Genomic DNA, 21670 nt, shown 5'->3' with positions numbered 1-21670 from the left:
GAGAAGAATGAGCTTTTTTAAGAAATTAAAAGAAAAATTAACGACGCAAACAGAAACAGTCACAGAAAAGTTCAAAGAAGGTCTAACGAAAACAAGAGATTCTTTTTCAGGTAAAGTAAATGACCTAGTTGCTCGTTATCGTAAAGTAGATGAGGATTTCTTTGAAGAGTTAGAAGAGATTCTTATCGGTGCCGATGTTGGAGTAAACACGGTAATGAACTTAATAGATGAACTTAAAACAGAAGTGAAACGCCGTAATATTCAAGACCCACGTGAAGTTCAAAGTGTTATTTCTGAAAAGCTAGTAGAAATTTATGAAGCTGGGGAAGATATTTCACCAAGAATAAATATTCAAGATGATGGCCTAACGGTTGTATTAGTGGTTGGGGTTAATGGAGTAGGAAAAACAACATCTATCGGTAAAATTGCCAACAAATTAAAGCAGGATGACAAAAAAGTGTTGTTAGCAGCAGGAGATACATTCCGCGCTGGAGCCATTGAACAATTGGAAGTATGGGGAGAGAGAGTAGGGGTTGATGTAATCAAACAATCCTCAGGCTCTGATCCGGCTGCGGTTATGTTTGATGCAATTCAAGCGGCAAAGGCTCGAAACGTCGATGTATTGTTATGTGATACCGCCGGACGCCTTCAGAACAAAGTGAATTTGATGAAAGAGCTTGAAAAGGTAAAGCGTGTTATTGAACGTGAAGTCTCTGGGGCTCCACATGAAGTATTACTAGTTTTAGATGCAACGACTGGTCAAAACGCTCTCAATCAAGCGAAGATATTCTCAGAAGCAACCAATGTTTCTGGAATCGTCTTAACTAAATTAGACGGTACAGCTAAGGGAGGTATTGTCCTAGCTATCCGAAACGAGCTGCGGATTCCAGTTAAGTTTGTTGGACTAGGAGAAAAAGTGGACGACCTTCAAGAGTTTAATGCAGAACAATATGTATATGGACTATTTGCTGATATGGTAGAAAAAGAAGAAGCATAAAAAGTACGGTTTGCGAGAGTGGCTCTAAAAAGAGCTGCTCTTTTTTTGACACAGTTAACCAAAGCTACTGATTTTCGCCCACTATTTTAAAGTCTCCCTGCCGCTTTCATCCCTTCTGCTCCAATAACATCGTGTTTAACAGATAACCTGCCTATTTTCAGGGTAGACTCTCACTCTGAGTTCTTACTTTTCCTTCCTTTCATAATCCATGACCTTGAACACTCACAAACACCTAGCACGGAAATCAACAGGGCGTTCAAAGAGGCCGCCGCATTTCCATGGTAGCTTTTATCTCCAAGCTAATTTGAACCCACTAGTTTATATGACAAGGAAAAAACTTGACATACCACAAAAAAATCTGTAAACTACTTTCTGTAAAGGCATTTCACTTAACAAGGGAGAGTGAGTAGGATGCTTGAGAAAACAACGAGAATGAACTACTTGTATGATTTCTATCAATCGTTGTTAACGCCAAAGCAACGAAGTTATATGGCTTTGTATTACTTAGAAGATAACTCCCTTGGTGAGATAGCAGAGGAATATAACATAAGTCGTCAAGCGGTGTACGACAACATAAAACGTACGGAACAAATGCTTGAACAATATGAAGAAAAGCTTTTGTTATTTCAAAAGTTTCAAGAGCGACAACAGTTAATCAATCAGTTAAAAGGGACTCTTTTGACAAACCCGTCTAAAGAAGAGCTTCTAACTTTTATTGAGTCGCTTGAGAAATTAGATTAGGGGGCGGCATGCATGGCATTTGAAGGTTTAGCCGACCGTTTGCAAAATACGATACAGAAAATTCGTGGAAAAGGGAAGGTTAGCGAACAAGACGTAAAAGAAATGATGCGTGAGGTTCGACTAGCGTTACTCGAAGCGGACGTAAACTTCAAAGTAGTGAAAGACTTTGTAAAACGCGTAAATGAGCGTGCAGTTGGACAAGAGGTCATGAAAAGTCTAACACCCGGTCAGCAGGTTATTAAGGTAGTAAAAGAAGAACTCACCGAACTTATGGGTGGAGAACAAAGTAAGATTGCAGTAAGCAATCGCCCGCCGACAGTCATTATGATGGTCGGATTACAAGGTGCAGGTAAAACGACAACAACAGGTAAGCTTGCTAATTTATTGCGTAAAAAACACAATAGAAAGCCACTACTTGTTGCGGCTGATATTTACCGTCCAGCAGCAATTAAGCAGCTTGAAACCTTAGGGAAACAATTAGATATGCCAGTTTTTTCACTTGGAGACAAGGTAAGTCCTGTTGAAATTGCCAAGCAAGCTATCCAAAAGGCGAAGGACGATCATCATGATTATGTGTTGATTGATACCGCTGGTCGTTTGCATGTCGATGAAGCATTAATGGACGAGTTAAAACAGGTAAAAGAAGTTTCTAAACCAGATGAGATTTTCCTTGTAGTCGATGCAATGACTGGTCAAGATGCTGTCAATGTAGCAGAAAGCTTCAATGAGCAGCTCGGATTAACCGGAGTTGTATTAACAAAACTAGATGGAGATACTCGTGGTGGTGCGGCACTTTCTGTTAAGGCGGTAACGAATACTCCGATCAAGTTTGTTGGATTGGGAGAAAAGTTAGATGCTATTGAAGCTTTCCATCCTGAACGTATGGCCTCTCGTATTCTTGGTATGGGAGATGTACTTACTCTTATTGAGAAAGCACAATCGAATGTAGACGAAGAGAAGGCAAAAGAGCTTGAACAAAAGCTACGTACGATGAACTTTACGTTTGATGATTTCTTAGAGCAATTAGGTCAAGTGAGAAGTATGGGACCGCTTGATGAAATTTTAGGGATGATACCTGGAGCCAACAAAATGAAGGGCTTAAAGAACGTCCAGGTAGATGAAAAGCAAATTGGTCATGTGGAAGCTGTTATTAAATCCATGACTAAGGCAGAGAAAGCAAATCCAGATTTAATCAATGCTAGTCGTAAAAAACGTATAGCAAAGGGTAGCGGACGTCCTGTTCAGGAAGTGAACCGTTTACTTAAACAATTTGAAGAGATGAAAAAAATGATGAAGCAGATGACAACCATGTCTAAAGGAAAAGGCAAAAAAGGTGGCTTTAAATTTCCTTTCATGTAACATAACTTACTCGTTTTTCTCTTAATAAATGAAGTGACAAGAAAAAACACTTTACAAACATTAAACAACTTGTTATCATACTATCTTGTGTGAAATATTTTCGGAGGTGCTTTAATAATGGCAGTTAAAATTCGTTTAAAACGTATGGGTTCTAAAAAATCCCCATTCTATCGTATTGTAGTAGCAGATTCTCGTTCTCCTCGTGATGGACGTTTCATTGAAACAGTTGGAACTTACAACCCTGTAACACAACCAGCTGAAGTTAAAATCAATGAAGAACTAGCTTTACAATGGTTACAAGATGGCGCTAAGCCTTCTGACACAGTTCGTAACCTTTTCTCTAACCAAGGTATTATGGAAAAATTCCACAATGCTAAGTTAAGTAAATAAGAGATCAAATGACAGAACTGATAAAAACAATTGTCACGTCGTTAGTAGATCATCCAGAGAATGTAGTGATTACGGAAAAAGAAACAGGTAATGCTGTCACGTATCAACTTACTGTGCATCAAGATGATTTAGGGAAAGTGATTGGAAAGCAGGGAAGAATTGCAAAAGCAATTCGAACCGTATTGTTCGCAGCTGCCTCTCACGACAATAAACGAGTACAATTAGAAATACTGGAGTAGGGGGAGGCTTTCAAGCTTCCCTTTTTCCTGTTTTATAGGTAATTCTCCACCCATGCAAAACAAATTTGCATGGGTGGAGAATGAAAAAGTGGAGCGTCAAATATCCCCATCTCCCCTGATGATTGTAGTGCAAGGTGTGAGACTCCTGCTTAGAATGCGAGTCGAAGGGAGACCCCACAGGCGCATAGCGCCGAGGAGGCTCCCGGACCGCCCGCGGAAAGCGAACACCTGGCACGGAGATCAACAGGGTGTTTAATGTAGTACTCTTATTTTCAGGGTAGCCATTTTTAAAAAACGGTTTAAGGGTAAAATAGAATTACATACAAGCTTGAAATAGTAGAATACGGGGGTGCAAGGATGTTAAAATGGTTTAACGTTGGAAAATTAGTGAATACACATGGTATCAAAGGAGAAGTACGAATAGTATCTAGAACCGATTTCCCAGAAGAACGCTACAAAAAAGGAAATCGTTTATATTTGTTTTTACCGGATCAAGAAACACCAGTTGAAGTAGTAGTGGAAACTAGAAGAGTACATAAGTCCTTTGATTTAGTTACATTTGAAGGCTACCATAATGTGAATGAAGTGGATAAGTTTAAAGGAGCGATTGTGAAAGTTCCAGAAGATCAGCTCGGTGAATTAGAAGAAGGCGAATATTATTTTCATGAGATTATTGGATGTAAGGTATTACTTCAAGAAAACATGGAAGAGCTCGGGACAGTTAAAGAAGTACTTACGCCTGGGGCAAATGATGTTTGGGTTGTTCAAGTTAAAAAAGGAAAAGACATTCTTATACCATATATAGATTCTGTTGTGAAAAAAGTGGACATAAAGGATAAAACAATAATTATTGAGCCGTTAGAGGGGCTGTTTTAAATGAAAATAGATATTCTGTCCATCTTTCCTGAAATGTTTAAGGGCGTGTTGGAATCTTCTATTCTGAGAAAGGCCTCTGAAAAAGGAGCGGTAGAGTATCGCGTCACAGATTTTCGAGAGTTTGCTTCCAATAAGCATAAAACAGTAGATGATTATCCATATGGTGGAGGAGCTGGGATGGTATTAAAGGCTCAGCCGATATTTGATGCAGTAGAAAGTCTGACTGCCGCAAATCAAGCAATCAAGCCGAGAGTAATACTTATGTGCCCTCAGGGTGAACGTTTTACACAAAAGAAGGCAGAGGAACTTGCTCAAGAAGAACACTTAGTATTTATTTGTGGCCATTATGAAGGCTATGACGAACGGATAAGAGAGTATGTTGTCACCGATGAGATATCTATAGGAGATTATGTGCTGACAGGTGGAGAACTAGCCTCCATGGTTATTGTGGATAGTGTTGTTAGGCTTTTGCCAGATGTACTTGGAAAAGTAGAATCACATGAGCAGGATTCTTTTAGTACCGGACTATTAGAGCATCCTCATTATACGCGACCTGCCGAGTTTCGTGGAATGAAGGTTCCAGACGTACTTTTATCTGGAAACCATGCGAATATCGAAAAATGGCGTTCAAAAGAAATGCTGCGAAGAACATGGAACAGAAGACCTGATTTGTTAGAGAATTTTTCACTAACGAAAGAGCAGCAACAATGGTTAGAAGAACTGAAAAAAGAGGATAAGAGATATTGATTTTTTTCACTCAATATGCTATTATACTCTTTGTGACTTAGCATGGCTAGGTCTTAAAACGATGTTCCGCTGCATTCAATTAAGTATGATATGAGCATCTGTGGAAAAGGAGCAGAAAACTATGCAAAAATTAATTCAAGAAATTACGCAAGGGCAATTAAAAACTGACCTTCCTACTTTCCGTCCTGGTGACACTGTACGTGTACACGTTAAGGTTGTCGAGGGTACACGTGAACGTATTCAGGTGTATGAAGGAGTAGTTATTAAACGTCGTGGTGGCGGCATTAGCGAAACATTTACTGTTCGTAAGATTTCTTACGGTGTTGGTGTAGAGCGTGCATTCCCTGTTCACTCTCCAAAGGTTGAGGGAATTGATGTAATTCGTCGCGGTAAAGTACGTCGTGCGAAACTTTACTATCTTCGTGCATTACGTGGTAAAAAAGCGCGTATTAAAGAAATTCGATAATAAAAAGAGGGAGCTTGGAAACAAGCTCTTTTTTTGTTAATAAAGGAACGGTAAGCATAGTTAGTTGTCCAATAAAAAAACCATTCCTAACATAAAAGTTTTCTCATAGCCTAATGAAGGTATATAATAGAAGAAACAAATATACATATATTTTCTTTATGAATGATAACACTAACTGATAGTAGCGGAGGAGCATATATGGCACGATCAAAAAATGAGCTTTGGGAATGGGTAAAAGCATTAGCAATAGCCATCCTGTTGGCCGCTGGGATTCGTTATTTCTTTTTTGCACCAATAGTAGTGGATGGTGAATCCATGATGCCGACTCTTCATGATCAGGATAGAATGATTGTGAACAAAATTGGTTATAAGATAGGTGAACCTGAACGATTCGATATCGTTGTCTTTCATGCAACTGCAGAAAAAGACTATATTAAGCGTGTCATAGGGTTACCGGGTGATGAAATAGAATATCGAGATGACACTCTGTATATTAACGGAAAAGCTTATGATGAACCTTATTTAGATAAATATAAAGAACAGCTGCGAGGCGAGGGTCCATTAACAGAAGACTTTACTCTTGAAGAACGAACAGGGTTGAAAGTTGTTCCGGAAGGTCATATTTTTGTTCTTGGTGATAATCGACGATACAGCAAGGACGGACGTCATATAGGCACGGTTAGTCAGGATGAAGTATTAGGGAAAACAAATATCGTCTATTGGCCTTTACCTGATTTAAGGATGGTTGAGTAGATTAATTTATAATGGAATGGAATTCAGGAGGCATTTGTCATGACAATTCAGTGGTTCCCGGGACATATGGCGAAGGCCCGGAGACAAGTAACAGAAAAGCTAAAGTTGATAGATATCGTGTACGAGCTAGTCGATGCTCGAATTCCGATTTCTTCACGTAACCCGATGATAGATGAGATTATTACAAATAAACCACGTATTATTTTATTAAATAAGGCCGACATGGCCGATTCCCATATTACGAAACAATGGTTGGATTATTTTAATACCAAAGGCAGTACAACAAAGGCAATTGCTATTGATTCTCAAACAGGTAAAGGAATTCAACAAATTCCAACCCTTTCAAAAGAGTTGTTAAAAGAAAAATTTGATAAAATGCAGTCTCGTGGAATTAGACCAAGAGCAATTCGTGCTTTAATTGTAGGAATACCGAATGTTGGAAAGTCCACACTAATTAATAGGTTGGCTAAGAAAAACATAGCTCAGACTGGAGATCGACCTGGAGTCACAAAAGCTCAGCAATGGGTGAAGGTTGGAAAAGAGTTAGAACTACTAGATACCCCGGGTATTCTGTGGCCTAAATTCGAGGATCAAGAAGTTGGCTACCGTTTAGCAACGACTGGTGCAATAAAAGATACCATTATTAATTTACAGGATATTGCGGTATTTGCCCTGCGCTTTTTAACAGCAAACTATCCTGAAAAGTTAAAAGGGCGTTATCATCTCGATGTAATACCAGAAGAAATTGTAGAGTTATTTGATGCAATTGGCTCCAAGCGAGGGTGTATTATGAGTGGCGGTTATGTTGATTATGACAAAACAGCAGAGTTAGTCATAAGAGAGATACGTTCAGAAAAACTTGGTAGATTAAGTTTTGAAGCACCTGAACAAATATAATTTTAACTTTTTTATATTTTACTTTAACTATAAATGAAAGAGGCTTGCAATTAATTGCGGCCTCTTTCATTTGTACTGTATACACATATTTCTGTTAACGTACTATCAATTTTTAGAGTTATTATGCTTATTTTAGAGTAATGAGAGGTAAATACGATGAATAAACAACCGATAAGAGAGATAGAAGCGCTTTTAAGCAATGTTAGCGGTATAGATGACCCTTTATTTATAAAATTTAGAAACGATGAAAGGAAGGGCGTTAGAACGCTTCTACGTCGTTTCGAAAAAAAGGTAGAGCAAGAAACTCTTTTACATGAACAATTTAATGAAATGCTTCGCTACGAAAAAGCACTTTACCAAGAGGGCTATCGTTATTTGGCAGGTGTAGACGAGGTGGGGCGAGGGCCGCTTGCTGGACCTGTAGTGGCTGCGGCAGTAATACTTCCACAAGATTTTTATTTACCTGGATTAACGGATTCCAAAAAGCTCAGCGCTCAAAAACGCGCTGATTTTAACGTATATATAAGAAAAAATGCAATTAGCTATGGAATTGGGATTATAGATTCAAGAACGATTGATAAAGTAAATATTTATGAAGCTACAAAACTTGCCATGATCCAAGCTATCGAACAGTTGGCGGTAAAACCTGAATACTTACTTATTGATGCAATGAAATTAGATGTAAAGATTCCTCAAGAATCCATCATAAAAGGGGATGCAACAAGTATTTCAATTGCGGCAAGCTCTGTACTTGCAAAAGAAACACGTGATACGTATATGAAGGAGCTTGGCTTGAAGTATCCAGCATATGGTTTCGATAAAAATATGGGCTATGGTACAAAAGAGCATGTAGAAGCGATAAAGCATGAAGGGATTATGAATGAGCATCGACATTCATTTTCACCAATAAAAGAAATAGTAAGCTAATATTAGAGGGAGAATGGGCGATGAATATATGGCAGCTTTTGCAGCATAGGATTCCTGAAAGCTTGGAAGTGAAAACGAATAATAGTTTGGAAAAGCTTACAGGAATATTTCAAGCCAAGGTAACGGAGCAACTAGATGATTCTCTGTTTTCCATTCAAAAAGGAACGGTTTCTTACGAAGTGAAAATAGTAGGAGCTGTAGAAATTGGGAAAGAATATCAGTTTCGCAGCAAGACGGATGGAAATGCACTAGTCTTAACAGTGGAGAACCAAATCGCACCTAGTGAAAAAACACGTGCATTTATTCCATCATCGAAACCTGTAGAGAGTAATCAGCTTCAGGCGACGCTCAATAGGGTAGAGCAGCTAGTTAGTCAGCTTGGAGTAAAAATGCCTGATTCTACTTTACGTGAAATTGTCAAGACAATTGAGAGCTATACAGGTACAAAAAAAGAAATAGCGATGGAACTAACAAAATTTTCATTAGCCCGAAACGTGCAACTCCCACAGATTGTACCAAGTAGCTTAAACATGCTCACATCCAGCTTTTTAGATAATGAGACGATGTTCTCCACATTGGAACAAATAAAACATATTCAAAAATCATCAAATAACACTAGCCCAGAAATACAAACATTACAAAGACAATTAGAAAGTATTACTACGCATATTCCGCTAAACTCCAAACAAGACATGCTCCTTTTTGTAAAAACTTTAATTACTAATTTAGGATTGAATTATGAACACGGATTAACGGAAAGTATAGTACAGCAGGATACTTTATCTAAACTAAAATTAGAGCAATTAAAGCCGATTTTACTTGAATTATCACAAAGAATGATACATGCAGAAGAGAAAGGAACCATTGCCCAACTTGTTTCTAAAATCACAGGCTTTCAGTTATTAAATAGAGAGGATGGACTACTTAATCATGTGTTTCTCCCTATTCCTGTCCAACTGGAAAAAGAGGCAAAGGAATGGTATATACAAATTAGTTCGAAAAAGAAAAAAAGCGGTGTAGTGGATCCAGAATATTGTCGGATTGTCTTATTTATTGATTTACCCATCTTCTCTTCAACGATGATTGATTTATTAGTACAACAAAAGGTTATCACACTAACGATTCATCATTCCTACGCTCCCATTGAAACATTAGTTGAAAAAGGAATACCGTTATTAAAGGAAAACCTTTCCCAGAAAGGATACACGCTCTCGACTATCAAAACAATTCCTAAAAATGAGGAAGAACAGGAAGAAATCTCTCTTCGGTTTTTCAAAAAAATCCTTAGCAGCTCTGAAGAAGGGGTGGATGTTCGAATATGAAACAGCAGCATGATAATCCGATAATGTCTAGAAAAAGAGCCGTGGCTATAACATATGATAAAGTCAAGCAAGCAGCCCCTGTAGTTAGTGCAAAGGGAAGAGGGATGATAGCAGAGAATATCATACAAGAAGCTGTAAAGCATCAAATACCTATTCAAGAAGATCCTGCACTAGTTGAATTGCTTTTAGAACTTGAACTAAATGAAACCATTCCAGAAGAATTATATGAGGTTATAGCTGAGGTATTATCATTCGTATATCAACTTCATCAACAAGAAAAAGAAAATTTAAAGCCCTTAGAAGAAGAAGTGTAGAGTAAGTAAAAAGTTTATTACTATAATAAAAAGTTAGAATTATCTGTTAATTTAATGAAAAATGAGGCTAATTCCCCGTATTTTGCACCTAATTCACTTGTCAAACTATTAATTTTTTGAAAATAGTATAATATTTTTGCAGAAAGGTAGACATTTGACAATCCATTTAATAAAATGAAAGCGCAGTCTATTTTTTAACAATTTTTTGCGATACATAAGATTGGAGGATGGGAAATGAATATCCATGAATATCAAGGAAAAGAGATCCTCAGAAAATACGGGGTTGCTGTTCCAAATGGCCGTGTAGCATTTACTGTGGACGAAGCAGTAGAAGCAGCGAAAGAACTAGGAACAAAAGTATGTGTTGTGAAAGCACAAATCCACGCAGGTGGCCGTGGAAAAGCTGGTGGCGTTAAAGTAGCCAAATCAATAGAGGAAGTTCGCGAATACGCTAACGAAATCTTAGGAAAAACTCTAATAACACATCAAACAGGCCCAGAAGGCAAAGAAGTGAAACGCTTACTTATCGAAGAGGGCTGCGATATTAAGAAAGAATATTACATTGGTTTAGTGCTTGACCGTGCAACTTCTAGTGTTGTATTAATGGCATCTGAAGAAGGAGGAACAGAAATTGAAGAAGTGGCAGAACAAACGCCTGAAAAAATCTTCAAAGAAGTAATTGATCCTGTTGTTGGATTAACTGGCTTCCAAGCTCGTCGTATTGCATTTAACATCAACATCCCGAAAGAATTAGTGGGACAAGCAGTTAAATTTATGATGAGTTTATATACTGCATTTGTGGAAAAGGACTGCTCTATTGCAGAAATTAACCCACTTGTAGTAACTGGCGACGGAAAAGTAATGGCTTTGGATGCAAAGTTAAACTTTGATGCAAACGCTCTTTACCGCCACAAAGATGTAGTAGAATACCGTGATTTAGAAGAAGAAGATGCGAAAGAAATTGAAGCATCTAAATATGATTTAAGCTACATTTCATTAGATGGTAACATCGGTTGTATGGTAAACGGTGCCGGTCTTGCTATGGCAACGATGGATATTATCAAGCATTACGGTGGAGACCCGGCTAACTTCCTGGACGTTGGGGGCGGTGCAACTGCTGAGAAAGTAACAGAAGCATTTAAGATTATCCTTTCTGATGACAGTGTAAAGGGGATTTTTGTTAACATTTTCGGTGGAATTATGAAGTGTGACATCATTGCTACAGGTGTAGTAGAAGCGGCGAAACAAGTAGGCTTAGAAGTTCCTCTTGTTGTACGTTTAGAGGGGACAAACGTAGATTTAGGTAAACAGATTTTACGTGAGTCTGGTTTAAACATCGTTGCAGCTGAATCGATGGCTGATGGTGCACAAAAAATAGTAGCACAAGTAGGATAAGAAAGGCAGGGGACATACATGAGCGTATTTATTAATAAAGATACAAAAGTAATCGTACAAGGTATTACAGGTTCAACTGCGCTGTTCCATACAAAGCAAATGTTAGAATATGGAACAAAGATCGTTGGAGGTGTAACTCCAGGTAAAGGTGGTACGGAAGTAGAAGGCGTACCAGTATTCAACACAGTAGATGAAGCGGTAAAAGCTACTGGCGCAAATGCGTCTGTAATCTATGTTCCTGCTCCATTTGCAGCGGATGCAATCATGGAAGCAGTAGACGCTGAATTAGACCTAGCAATTTGTATTACAGAGCATATCCCAGTTCTTGACATGGTAAAAGTAAAACGCTACATGGATGGGAAAAAGACCCGCTTAGTAGGTCCTAACTGCCCAGGTGTTATTACTCCTGACGAATGTAAAATTGGAATCATGCCTGGTTACATTCATACAAAAGGTCATGTTGGAGTTGTTTCTCGTTCTGGAACACTAACTTACGAAGCGGTTCATCAATTATCTCAAGAAGGTATTGGTCAATCTACAGCTGTAGGAATTGGTGGAGATCCTGTAAACGGTACAGACTTTATTGATGTATTAAAAGCATTCAATGAAGATGAAGATACGTATGCAGTAATTATGATTGGTGAAATCGGTGGAACTGCTGAAGAAGAAGCAGCTCTATGGGTTAAAGAAAACATGACGAAGCCAGTTGTAGGGTTTATTGGTGGACGTACTGCACCTCCAGGAAAACGTATGGGCCATGCTGGTGCGATTATTTCTGGTGGTAAAGGAACTGCTGACGAAAAAATCCGTGTAATGAATGAGTGTGGAATCGAAGTAGCAGATACTCCATCTGTAATGGGTGAAACACTTATAAAAGTAATTAAAGAACAAGGTATTTATGAAAAATGTAAAACACATTAATCGTTAACCTTATGGGAATAGTCGTCAATCGGCTATTCCTATTTCTTGTTTGCTTCAAAAATAAAATAATAGAGGTGTTGCGCTCTATGGAAGCCTGGAAAAAAAGATTGATCACTCTTCATCATTGTCCACAAATTAATAACTCCTCCTTACTTCAATTGTTAAAACTAAACCCAAATTTAGATAGAATTTCTGAACATTCGCCTACCCAACTTGCTCACCTATTACGTATGCCAATTAAAAAAACCAATGATATCCTCACTTTTTTAAATACATTCCAAATGGATCACCTACTTGCCAAATATGAAGAACGTAACATCCAAACAATCACTATTTTTGATGAGTGCTACCCGCCCCTTTTGAAAGAAATATTTGATCCCCCTATCATTCTTTATATCAAAGGAGATAAAACACTTCTTCATTCACGATGTCTTGGTGTGGTAGGAACGAGAAATATGTCTGATTACGGTGAAATTGCCTTGAAAAGAATCATTCCTCCTTTAATTAACAAAGGGTTTTCAATGGTAAGTGGATTAGCAAGGGGAATTGATACACTAGCACATACATTATCTATTAAGCATTATGGAAGGACAATTGCGGTCCTTGGAAGTGGAATTTTACAAGTGTATCCAAAAGAAAATCAGTCACTAGCAAACCAGATAGCGACACAGCACCTCTTATTATCTGAATACCCCCCTTTTACATCACCAAAGAAATGGCATTTCCCAAAAAGAAATCGTATTATCAGCGGCCTAAGTGAAGGCGTTATTATAATAGAAGCAAAAGAAAAAAGCGGCTCGCTTATTACAGCAGATCAAGCTTTAGACCAAGGAAGAGAAGTATTTGCGATTCCAGGATCAATCATGAGTAACACCTCAACAGGAACCAATTCTTTGATCCAACAAGGCGCAAAACTCGTGATGAGTTATCAAGATATCCTTCAAGAGCTTAAGTAACAACAACAGTGTTTAACAGAGACACTCATGAAAAGATATTTGCATCATGGATAATGAAAATGTGTACGTAATATATTCTCCGTTGCCCCTGATGATCGTAGTGGAAGGTGTGAGACTCCTGCTTAGAGAAGTGTGTCAACGGGAGACCCCGCAGGCGCTAGCCGAGGAGGCTCCCGGGACCGCCCGCGGAAAGCGAACACCTGCAGCGGAGATCATCAGGGTGTTAACCAAGTGATTTATTTTTCAAGGCAGCCAAAAAAATTATAGAAATAGACAAATAAAATACATTTTTTTTATAAATTTGCTATTTTCACTTTACAAATCAATATATGTCTATATTATTATAGGGTACAACGATATTCCTTCGTTGTACTTTTTTTCTTGAATATAAGTATGAAAAGCAATTTATCTGACTACATAATAGATAACGATATAAAAAACATAGAATTTAACGGATTATCATCTATTTTTCTACCTGATTTATTGAAAAATGGGGAAAACACTAGAGAAATACGTCCTGGTGTTTGACAAAACGTTTAAGAATATTTAATAATAGTGAAGATTTAGTCATATGAAATTACGAACTAAATGATTTTTTAGTATAAAACTTAAAAAAGTGGCTGTTAAAAACTTTGAGAAAACAAAAGGCTGTGTGCCAATTTTTTCTAAGAATTTACCCTCTTGAGGAGGATTATTGAATGTCAGAATACTTAGTGATTGTGGAATCACCTGCTAAAGCAAAAACAATTGAGCGATATTTAGGGAAAAAATATAAAGTAAAAGCCTCTATGGGGCATGTTAGAGATTTACCTAAAAGTCAAATGGGTGTAGATGTTGAGCATGAATTCGAACCAAAATACATAACAATTCGCGGTAAAGGTCCTGTATTAAAAGAACTAAAAACCGCTGCAAAAAAAGCGAAAAAAATATACTTAGCGGCTGACCCGGATCGCGAAGGGGAAGCTATTGCTTGGCACTTGGCACATAGTTTAGACATTGATATACATTCTGACTGTCGAGTAGTATTCAATGAAATCACAAAAGATGCGATTAAAGAATCTTTTAAACATCCGAGACCGATTAATTTAGATGTTGTGGATGCGCAACAAGCTCGCAGAATATTAGATCGGCTTGTAGGTTATAACATAAGTCCATTACTTTGGAAGAAAGTAAAAAAGGGATTAAGTGCAGGGCGAGTACAATCTGTAGCTGTGCGGTTAATTATAGACCGTGAAAAAGAAATAAATGCTTTCACACCAGAAGAGTATTGGACAATAAAAGGATCCTTTATCACTAACAATTCCCAAGAATTTGAAGCGAGTTTTTATGGAATTAATGGCAAAAAAACCGAATTAAATTCAGAAGAAGAAGTAAAGAGTGTCCTTTCAAAATTAGATGGTAACTCATTTGAAATAATGAATGTTACTAAAAAAGAACGAAAGCGTAATCCTGCACTACCTTTTATTACATCTTCTTTGCAGCAGGAGGCAGCGCGTAAATTAAACTTCCGTGCTAAGAAAACGATGATGCTTGCCCAACAATTATACGAAGGTATTGAACTTGGCAAAGAAGGTACAGTTGGATTGATTACCTATATGCGTACAGACTCTACACGTATCTCGGATACAGCAAAGAAAGAAGCTGTAGAATACATCGAAAATGTGTATGGGAAAGACTTTCTTGCAACGGAGCAACGAAAAGAGACAAAGAAGTCAAACACTCAAGATGCTCATGAAGGAATCCGTCCCACATCTACTGGTAAAGATCCACAATCGATTAAAGAATACTTATCACGGGATCAGTTTAGACTGTATAAATTAATTTGGGAACGTTTTGTTGCAAGCCAAATGGCACCTGCTATTCTAAATACCGTGAGCATAGATCTTTCTCAAAAGGATGTAATGTTCAGAGCAACAGGCTCAACAGTCAAGTTTCCTGGCTTTATGAAGGTGTATGTGGAAGGTAATGATGATCAACAAGAAGAAAAAGAAAATCTATTACCGCCATTAGAAAAAACAGACAATGTGTTTTCGAAAGATGTAGATCCAAAGCAGCATTTCACACAACCTCCTCCACGATATACAGAGGCAAGGTTAGTTAGAATGTTAGAAGAGCTTGGCATAGGTAGACCTTCTACTTATGCGCCAACGTTGGACACGATTCAAAAACGTGGCTATGTGGCTTTAGATAATAAGCGTTTTGTTCCAACAGAGCTTGGTGATATTGTGATTCAATTGATCTTAGAGTTCTTCCCTGAAATCATTAATGTTGAGTTTACTGCAAACCTAGAAACAAATTTAGATAATGTAGAAGAAGGTAAAGTAAATTGGGTAAATATTATTGATGGATTCTATCATGAATTCGCGAAGCGTCTAGAAAAGGCAGAGCAAGAAATGCAGGAAATCGAAATTAAAGATGAACCTGCAGGAGAAGATTGTGAATTATGTGGAAATGAGATGGTCTTTAAAATGGGCCGTTATGGAAAATTTATGGCATGTTCTAATTTTCCAGATTGCCGAAATACCAAACCAATTGTAAAAGATATTGGTGTTCCTTGTCCGAAATGTGAAAAAGGAAATATCGTGGAAAGAAAAAGCAAGAAAAAACGTATTTTCTTTGGATGTGATCAATATCCTTCTTGTGACTTCTTATCTTGGGATAAACCAATTGCTCGTAAATGTCCAAAATGTGAAGCCTTATTAGTGGAAAAGAAACTCAAAAAAGGTGTTCAAGTACAATGTGTGCAATGTGATTATAAAGAAGAACAACAGGCATAGGAAAGAACGAATACAAACTAAACAAAGAAAAAAAGGGACTGACACCTCAACACTTTGCGTCAGCCCCTTTTCCTTTGGTAAAGTAGCTTTAATGGAGTCGCCGTTAAAGTACAGTGTGGTTTAACAAAGTTTTAGTGAAAATAGATTAGATAGTAAGCAGATATGGAGGTTTTTTTTATGACAACTGAAATTGTAACAGTTATTGGTGCAGGATTAGCTGGTAGTGAAGCAGCATGGCAATTAGCGAATAGAGGGATTCAAGTTCATCTTTACGAAATGAGACCAGTTAAACAAACGCCGGCTCACCATACAGATAAATTTGCTGAATTAGTATGTTCGAACTCCTTGCGGGCAAATACACTTACAAATGCTGTCGGTGTATTAAAAGAAGAAATGCGTATACTTAACTCAGTTATCATTCAATCCGCTGACGAATGTGCGGTACCAGCAGGAGGAGCGTTAGCTGTAGACCGTCATGAATTTGCTGCAAAAGTAACAGAACGTGTGAAGAACCATCCGAATGTAACGGTATTTCATGAAGAAGTAGAAGTAATCCCAGAAGGACCAACGGTTATTGCGACAGGTCCATTAACGTCAAAGGGATTATCAGACCAACTAAAATCCTTGACCGGGGAAGAGTACTTATACTTTTATGATGCAGCAGCACCTATTATTGAAAAAGACAGTATCAATATGGACATCGTTTATCTAAAGTCAAGATATGATAAAGGAGAAGCTGCATATTTGAATTGTCCGATGACAGAGGAACAGTTTAATACATTTTATGAAGCATTAATCGCAGCTGAAACAGTACCTTTAAAAGAATTTGAAAAAGAAATCTTTTTTGAAGGTTGTATGCCGATTGAGGTAATGGCTAATCGTGGTAAAAAAACGATGTTATTTGGTCCATTAAAGCCAGTTGGATTAGAAGACCCTAAAACGGATAAGCGTCCATATGCTGTTGTTCAGCTACGTCAAGATGACGCTGCAGGAACTTTGTATAATATTGTTGGTTTTCAGACACATTTAAAATGGGGACCTCAAAAAGATGTTATACGATTAATACCTGGTTTAGAAAATGCGGAAATTGTTCGTTATGGTGTTATGCACCGTAATACATTTATCAACTCCCCAAATCTCTTAAAAGCAACCTATCAATTTAAAGACAGGGAAAACCTTTTCTTTGCCGGGCAAATGACAGGGGTAGAAGGGTATGTTGAATCTGCAGCATCCGGGTTAATAGCGGGGTTTAATGCCGCTAGACTAGTTAATGGGGAAGAGCCATTGGAATTCCCTAAAGAGTCAGCTATTGGTAGTATGCCACACTATATAACGACGACAAACGCAAAAAACTTCCAACCGATGAATGCTAATTTCGGGTTATTTCCAGAGTTACCAACAAAGATTAAGAATAAACAAGAACGTAATGAAGCACATGCTAGGAGAGCGTTGGAAACAATTCAGAATTTTGTAAAAAATTAATCAAATTAATTGCAAGGGCTACTAAATTGTGATACTATTTAGTAGCCCTTGTGAGGTGATAAAATGCAAAATGTTAAGATTCCGTTAATTTCTTTTTTAGAATATTTACAAATAGAGAAAAATTATTCAAAATATACTATTGTATATTATCAGAAAGATATTGAAGACTTTTTTGATTTTATGAAAGAAGAAGCGATTACTAGCATTAGTGATGTCACCCATACAGAAGCACGTTTGTATTTAACCATACTCCATAAGAAAAAGTATGCTAGAAGATCTGTTGCTAGAAAAACGTCTAGTTTGAGAAGCTTTTTTAAATATTTGCTAAGAGAAGATCAAATAGCTACCAATCCTTTCTCCATTGTCTCTCTTCCAAAACAAGAAAAGCGACTTCCGCAATTTCTATATAGTGAAGAGTTGGAGAAACTTTTTGCTGTTTCAAAGCGTGATACAGCTCTTGGACAAAGAAACCAAGTGCTCCTTGAATTGCTTTATGCAACAGGAATTCGTATTAGTGAATGCTGTCAGATTCAACTGCAAGATATTGACTTTGATCTTGGGACTATTCTTATTAACGGTAAGGGAAATAAGCAACGGTATGTACCGTTTGGAAGTTTTGCACATGATGCAATAGAATATTTTTTAGAAAATGGTCGAAAGGAACTATTGGCCAAAACTAAACAACCATCCACAACGAAGCATTTGTTCTTAAATTTCCGTGGTGAGCCCATCACTCCCCGTGGTGTAAGAGTGGTGTTAAATGAATTGGTGAAACAGACCAGCTCAACCTTACATATCAGTCCCCATGTTTTGCGCCATACTTTTGCTACACATATGCTGAATGAAGGTGCAGATTTAAGAGTGGTGCAGGAGTTATTAGGTCATGCAAGTCTCTCGTCAACTCAACTTTATACACATGTGACAAAAGATCGTCTTCAGAAAACTTACAATCAATTTCATCCTCGTGCTTGAGGAACGAACAGGAGGAATCCCCATGTCATCTTTTCATGCCACTACGATATTTGCTGTCAAACACAATGGACAGTCTGCAATGTCTGGTGACGGGCAAGTTACATTTGGAAATGCTGTTGTCATGAAACATACTGCAAGGAAAGTGCGAAGACTTTTTAATGGGAAGATTTTAGCTGGCTTTGCTGGATCTGTAGCAGATGCTTTTACTTTGTACGAACTGTTTGAAGGAAAGCTTGAAGAATATAATGGCAATCTGCAACGTGCTGCTGTTGAACTTGCCAAGGATTGGCGAAGCGACAAAGTGTTAAGGCGATTGGAAGCAATGTTAATCGTAATGGACGATACGAGTCTGCTATTAGTTTCAGGTACAGGAGAAGTAATTGAACCAGATGATGGTATTTTAGCGATTGGATCAGGTGGTAACTATGCACTTGCTGCAGGTCGTGCGTTAAAAAGGTATGCAGGTGAGCATATGACGGCAAGAGAAATAGCAAAGGCAGCCTTAGATATGGCTGGTGAGATTTGTGTGTATACAAATGACAATATCATTGTGGAAGAACTATAGAAAAGGCGGTTGCTAATATGAGTATAAAATTAACCCCTAGGCAAATAGTGGAAATGCTTGATCAATATATTGTAGGGCAAACAAATGCAAAAAAAGCGGTGGCTGTAGCGCTAAGGAATCGTTACCGTAGAAGCTTACTTACTGGCAGCTTGCGAGATGAAGTAGTGCCGAAAAACATCTTGATGATTGGACCAACGGGTGTAGGTAAAACTGAAATTGCAAGACGAATTGCCAAGCTTGTAGGAGCTCCTTTTATTAAAGTAGAAGCAACAAAATTCACGGAAGTTGGTTATGTTGGGCGAGATGTTGAATCGATGGTACGTGATTTAGTTGAAACTTCTGTTAGATTAGTAAAAGAAGAAAAAATGGTAAACGTTAAGGAAAAAGCGCTAGAAAACGCAAACAAACGCATCGTGGAACTCTTAGTTCCCGGTAAACAAAAAGGAACCTCTTATAAAAACCCACTTGAAATGTTCTTTGGAGGTAATACTCAGTCTTCAGAAACCGAAGAACAATCAAAACAAGAAGAAGTGTCCATTCGGGATCAACGAAAAAGAATGGCGCATCAATTAGCTCTTGGAGAACTAGAAGATCGTTATATAACGATTGAGGTAGAAGAACAACAAGGTTCTATGTTTGATTTACTTCAAGGTTCGGGTATGGAACAAATGGGTATGAATATGCAAGATGCATTAAGTAATCTAATGCCCAAGAAGAAGAAAAAGCGCAAGCTTACCGTAGCGGAAGCTAGACCGGTATTAACAAATGAAGAAGCTCATAAATTGATCGACATGGATGAAGTAACACAAGATGCTATTATTCGTGCAGAACAAAGTGGAATCATTTTCATAGACGAAATTGATAAGATTGCAAAGAAAAATAGTGGTTCATCAGCGGATGTTTCTCGTGAAGGAGTCCAACGTGATATTCTTCCAATAGTAGAAGGTTCTACAGTAGTGACTAAATATGGTCAAGTTCAAACGGATCATGTATTGTTTATCTCAGCAGGAGCGTTTCATATCGCTAAACCATCTGACTTAATACCAGAGCTTCAAGGACGTTTTCCAATCCGTGTAGAGCTAACGAAACTATCTATCGAAGATTTTGTCAGAATATTAGTCGAACCAGATAATGCGTTATTAAAGCAATACATAGCATTATTGGAAACAGAAGGTATACAAGTTGAATTTTCTGACGATGCTATTCGTAAGATAGCAGAAGTTGCGTTTCAAGTTAATCAGGATACTGATAATATTGGGGCACGCCGCTTGCATACCATCCTGGAAAAACTATTAGAGGACTTATCATTCGAAGCTCCTGATATTAATTTAGAGAAAATCGTGATTACCCCTCAATATGTCGAAGGAAAATTAGGATCCATCGTGAAAAATAAAGATTTAAGTCAATTCATATTATAGAAGTAGATTTTAGGAGGAAATAAAATGGCGTTATTACAAAAAACAAGAACAATTAATGCAATGCTTCAAAAAGCAGCAGGAAAACCAGTTAACTTTAAGGAAATGTCAGAAACACTTTGTGAGGTAATTGAAGCGAATGTGTTCGTACTAAGCCGTCGTGGAAAATTACTTGGTTACTCAATTAACCAAAAAATCGAAAACGAACGAATGGTAAAAATGCTAGAGGATCGTCAATTCCCAGAAGAGTATACAAAGAATTTATTTAACGTCTCAGAAACATCTTCTAACTTAGATGTTGATAGTGAATATACAGCTTTCCCAGTAGAAAATAAAGATTTATTTGGAACAGGTTTAACGACAATTGTACCTATTATTGGTGGTGGAGAGCGTTTAGGAACGTTAATCCTTGCTCGTCTACAAGAGCCATTCTCAGATGATGATTTAATCTTAGCTGAATACGGTGCTACAGTTGTTGGAATGGAAATTCTTCGTGAGAAAGCAGAAGAAATTGAAGATGAAGCTAGAAGTAAAGCGGTTGTGCAAATGGCTATCAGCTCTCTATCTTACAGTGAACTTGAAGCAATTGAGCACATCTTTGAAGAGTTAGACGGAAAAGAAGGTTTATTAGTTGCAAGTAAAATTGCGGACAGAGTCGGAATCACTCGCTCAGTAATCGTAAATGCACTTCGTAAATTAGAGAGTGCTGGAGTAATCGAGTCTCGTTCTTTAGGAATGAAAGGTACGTATATTAAAGTACTTAACGATAAGTTCTTAATGGAATTAGCAAAGTTAAAATCACATTAATAATTGAAACAAAACCCGCTCTGCAATTTAAAGGGTGGGTTTTTTGTTGCGCAAATTTAACAACGATTTCTGTAAAACGAGGCTGGGAGAAAAGAATATTTGATAAAGAAATATACGAACTAATATGCGAAATTCTAAGTAGAGTTTTGCATTAGTTCGTATTTTTTTAGTTTGATTCTGTTTAAGTCTGATTTTTAGATAACCTAGCTGTTGATTGGAGCACAAGGCGAAGACTCCTGCGGAAATCAACAGCGGTGTTTAACAGATCCTTTATATTAAGGCTCTCTTTAGGTTAAATTGTTCGTAAATGAAGCTGGGAATTTAATTTATGTCCCAGCCTCCAGTAATATCT

Annotated in this window: 22 protein-coding genes; all 22 read left to right on the top strand. The window is 37.7% G+C overall.

Translation table 11 applies throughout. The features are described 5' to 3' along the window. The first annotated feature begins 7 nt into the window (after positions 1-7). The 22 genes from ftsY to codY all read left to right on the top strand — a co-directional run bounded on the left by ftsY (position 8) and on the right by codY (position 21318). The gene (gene ftsY, locus BK580_RS13935; RefSeq protein ID WP_078380925.1) at positions 8-997 is read left to right on the top strand and encodes a signal recognition particle-docking protein FtsY; all 990 of its coding nucleotides are present in this window, start codon (positions 8-10) and stop codon (positions 995-997) included. 411 nt (positions 998-1408) lie between these two features. Further along, a complete protein-coding gene (locus BK580_RS13930) occupies positions 1409-1738 on the top strand; it encodes a putative DNA-binding protein (protein ID WP_078380924.1) in 330 nt (109 codons plus the stop codon). Positions 1739-1750: 12 nt separating this feature from the next. Beyond that, positions 1751-3097 carry a signal recognition particle protein gene (ffh, locus tag BK580_RS13925; RefSeq protein ID WP_078380923.1) on the top strand — a complete coding sequence of 449 codons (1347 nt, stop codon included), beginning with the start codon at positions 1751-1753 and terminating at the stop codon, positions 3095-3097. A gap of 117 nt (positions 3098-3214) precedes the next feature. After that, entirely contained in the window at positions 3215-3487 is a 273-nt protein-coding gene (rpsP, locus tag BK580_RS13920; protein ID WP_078380922.1) for a 30S ribosomal protein S16, read from the top strand. Between the two features lie 8 nt (positions 3488-3495). Further along, on the top strand, positions 3496-3726 hold the full coding sequence (locus BK580_RS13915; protein ID WP_078380921.1) for a KH domain-containing protein: 231 nt from the start codon (positions 3496-3498) through the stop codon (positions 3724-3726). 357 nt (positions 3727-4083) lie between these two features. Beyond that, a complete protein-coding gene (rimM, locus tag BK580_RS13905; protein WP_078380919.1) occupies positions 4084-4602 on the top strand; it encodes a ribosome maturation factor RimM in 519 nt (172 codons plus the stop codon). Next, positions 4603-5349 carry a tRNA (guanosine(37)-N1)-methyltransferase TrmD gene (gene trmD / locus BK580_RS13900; protein ID WP_078380918.1) on the top strand — a complete coding sequence of 249 codons (747 nt, stop codon included), beginning with the start codon at positions 4603-4605 and terminating at the stop codon, positions 5347-5349. It abuts the gene before it with no gap. Between the two features lie 121 nt (positions 5350-5470). Beyond that, the gene (gene rplS, locus BK580_RS13895; protein ID WP_078380917.1) at positions 5471-5815 is read left to right on the top strand and encodes a 50S ribosomal protein L19; all 345 of its coding nucleotides are present in this window, start codon (positions 5471-5473) and stop codon (positions 5813-5815) included. Between the two features lie 198 nt (positions 5816-6013). Beyond that, positions 6014-6568: a signal peptidase I gene (lepB, locus tag BK580_RS13890; protein WP_078380916.1), complete on the top strand. Its 555-nt coding sequence runs from the start codon at positions 6014-6016 to the stop codon at positions 6566-6568. Positions 6569-6607: 39 nt separating this feature from the next. Beyond that, the gene (gene ylqF, locus BK580_RS13885; protein ID WP_078380915.1) at positions 6608-7465 is read left to right on the top strand and encodes a ribosome biogenesis GTPase YlqF; all 858 of its coding nucleotides are present in this window, start codon (positions 6608-6610) and stop codon (positions 7463-7465) included. Between the two features lie 156 nt (positions 7466-7621). Next, the gene (locus tag BK580_RS13880) at positions 7622-8392 is read left to right on the top strand and encodes a ribonuclease HII (protein WP_078380914.1); all 771 of its coding nucleotides are present in this window, start codon (positions 7622-7624) and stop codon (positions 8390-8392) included. A 20-nt stretch (positions 8393-8412) separates the two neighbouring features. Next, the gene (locus tag BK580_RS13875) at positions 8413-9714 is read left to right on the top strand and encodes a hypothetical protein (RefSeq protein ID WP_078380913.1); all 1302 of its coding nucleotides are present in this window, start codon (positions 8413-8415) and stop codon (positions 9712-9714) included. Beyond that, positions 9711-10028, top strand: a complete 318-nt coding sequence (locus BK580_RS13870) for an EscU/YscU/HrcU family type III secretion system export apparatus switch protein (protein ID WP_078380912.1) — start codon at positions 9711-9713, stop codon at positions 10026-10028. Before BK580_RS13875 ends, BK580_RS13870 begins: the two co-directional genes overlap by 4 nt. 234 nt (positions 10029-10262) lie before the next feature. Further along, the gene (gene sucC, locus BK580_RS13865; RefSeq protein ID WP_078380911.1) at positions 10263-11423 is read left to right on the top strand and encodes an ADP-forming succinate--CoA ligase subunit beta; all 1161 of its coding nucleotides are present in this window, start codon (positions 10263-10265) and stop codon (positions 11421-11423) included. A gap of 18 nt (positions 11424-11441) precedes the next feature. Continuing rightward, positions 11442-12344, top strand: a complete 903-nt coding sequence (gene sucD / locus BK580_RS13860) for a succinate--CoA ligase subunit alpha (protein ID WP_078380910.1) — start codon at positions 11442-11444, stop codon at positions 12342-12344. Between the two features lie 86 nt (positions 12345-12430). After that, a complete protein-coding gene (gene dprA, locus BK580_RS13855) occupies positions 12431-13300 on the top strand; it encodes a DNA-processing protein DprA (RefSeq protein ID WP_078380909.1) in 870 nt (289 codons plus the stop codon). A 698-nt stretch (positions 13301-13998) separates the two neighbouring features. Further along, on the top strand, positions 13999-16077 hold the full coding sequence (topA, locus tag BK580_RS13845) for a type I DNA topoisomerase (RefSeq protein ID WP_078380907.1): 2079 nt from the start codon (positions 13999-14001) through the stop codon (positions 16075-16077). Between the two features lie 177 nt (positions 16078-16254). Continuing rightward, a complete protein-coding gene (gene trmFO, locus BK580_RS13840) occupies positions 16255-17559 on the top strand; it encodes an FADH(2)-oxidizing methylenetetrahydrofolate--tRNA-(uracil(54)-C(5))-methyltransferase TrmFO (protein ID WP_078380906.1) in 1305 nt (434 codons plus the stop codon). 63 nt (positions 17560-17622) lie between these two features. Beyond that, the gene (gene xerC, locus BK580_RS13835) at positions 17623-18531 is read left to right on the top strand and encodes a tyrosine recombinase XerC (protein ID WP_078380905.1); all 909 of its coding nucleotides are present in this window, start codon (positions 17623-17625) and stop codon (positions 18529-18531) included. A gap of 22 nt (positions 18532-18553) precedes the next feature. Beyond that, entirely contained in the window at positions 18554-19096 is a 543-nt protein-coding gene (gene hslV, locus BK580_RS13830; protein ID WP_078380904.1) for an ATP-dependent protease subunit HslV, read from the top strand. A 17-nt stretch (positions 19097-19113) separates the two neighbouring features. Beyond that, on the top strand, positions 19114-20514 hold the full coding sequence (gene hslU / locus BK580_RS13825) for an ATP-dependent protease ATPase subunit HslU (RefSeq protein WP_078380903.1): 1401 nt from the start codon (positions 19114-19116) through the stop codon (positions 20512-20514). A 24-nt stretch (positions 20515-20538) separates the two neighbouring features. Continuing rightward, the gene (codY, locus tag BK580_RS13820; protein ID WP_078380902.1) at positions 20539-21318 is read left to right on the top strand and encodes a GTP-sensing pleiotropic transcriptional regulator CodY; all 780 of its coding nucleotides are present in this window, start codon (positions 20539-20541) and stop codon (positions 21316-21318) included. The last annotated feature ends 352 nt before the right edge of the window (positions 21319-21670 follow it).

Source organism: Sutcliffiella halmapala (assembly GCF_002019665.1).
Classification (GTDB): Bacteria; Bacillota; Bacilli; order Bacillales; family Bacillaceae_I; genus Sutcliffiella_A; species Sutcliffiella_A halmapala.
The sequence above is the reverse complement of the archived record's forward strand: the minus strand, read 5'-3'. Positions and strand labels throughout refer to the sequence as shown.